At 73.1% G+C, this 1,170-nt stretch carries 2 protein-coding genes; one reads left to right on the top strand and one right to left on the bottom strand.

From position 1 onward, the window contains the following. Positions 1 to 446 (bottom strand): glycosyltransferase (locus ACFWVD_RS28710; RefSeq protein ID WP_379248040.1); only part of this gene is annotated, 446 nt, incomplete at its 3' end. A gap of 380 nt (positions 447 to 826) precedes the next feature. On the opposite strand from ACFWVD_RS28710, the gene ACFWVD_RS28705 reads away from it, so the two are divergent. Next, a partial coding sequence (locus ACFWVD_RS28705; protein ID WP_379248038.1) for a Gfo/Idh/MocA family protein occupies positions 827 to 1,170 on the top strand: 344 nt, incomplete at its 3' end.

Here is a 1,170-nt window from a genome sequence, read left to right as displayed (position 1 = left end):
ATGACCCCCCGGCCGAACAGGCCCTCACGGACGGCGGGCAGCCGCTGCCACACCCGGTAGTACGCCCGGACCGGCCAGGCGCAGCCGGCGAGCGGAATGTCCCGGCCGGGGGCGACGGCGAGCAGTTCCGGGCTCCGGTCGAGGGCGGCCACGAGGGCCCGTACGTCGGCGGCCCCGACGACGACGTCGGCGTCCACGTACAGCCGGGGGAAGCCCCGGGCGTGCTCGTCGCCGACCCGAAGTGCGTGGTGTTTGGAGGGAGTCGGCACCTCCACCACGCGCACGCGGTCCCCGCGCCCGCCGGCCACGCGGGCGGTGTCGTCCGTACAGCCGTTGCACACCACGACGATGTCGGGCCCGGTCGCCGAGGTGTCGGCCAGGAGCGCGTCGAGGAGCCGGCCGATGACCCGGCCTTCGTTGTGGGCCGGTATCACGATGCTGGTCACCCGGGCAGTATGCACGGTCGAACACCCGCACCAGGTGATTACGTCAACTCTGCCCGGGGGTACGCCCGGTGGACTAGATTGAGCGGCGCCGACCGGATTCGGCACGCTTCGGCGACGCCGGGATCCGGAACGGGCCGAGACGGCCCGGAGCGGTGGCGGTACGGGTTCGGCTGCTTGTGGGGAACAGGCGGTCGGGCCGGGGGGCGAAGCACGCGTATCACGCAGAGCATCGGTTGTGGGGGGCCATCACCGTTGAGCAGGTCACGCACGGGACGCGTAGGCGTCCGGGCTGCCGTCGACGGCATTTCCCTCCATCACACGCGTCCCGGCCATGCGTTGGCGACACGCCGTCCGGCGTGCGCGGAAGGAAGGGGAACGCCGTGAAGGACACCGCGAAGGACGCGGGGCAGGGCGCGGGCGACACCGGCAAGGGGTCCGCCCCCTTAGGTGTCGCCGTCGTCGGCGCGGGCTACTGGGGCCCCAATCTCGTCCGCAACTTCCAGTCCAGTGACCGGTTCCGGCTGCGGTGGCTCTGCGACCTGAACGTGGACCGGGCCCGGCAGGTGCTCGGCGGATACTCCACCGTCCAGGCGACCGGCGACTACGAGGCGGTCCTCGCCGACCCGGAGGTCGACGCGGTCGCGGTGGCCACCCCGGCGGGCACGCACCTGGACGTCGCCCTGGCCGCCCTGCGCGCCGGCAAGCACGTCCTCGTGGAGAGGCC

The organism is Nocardia sp. NPDC058666 (genome assembly GCF_042714895.1).
GTDB lineage: Bacteria > Actinomycetota > Actinomycetes > Mycobacteriales > Mycobacteriaceae > Nocardia.
This window is presented reverse-complemented; position numbering and strand designations above follow the sequence as displayed.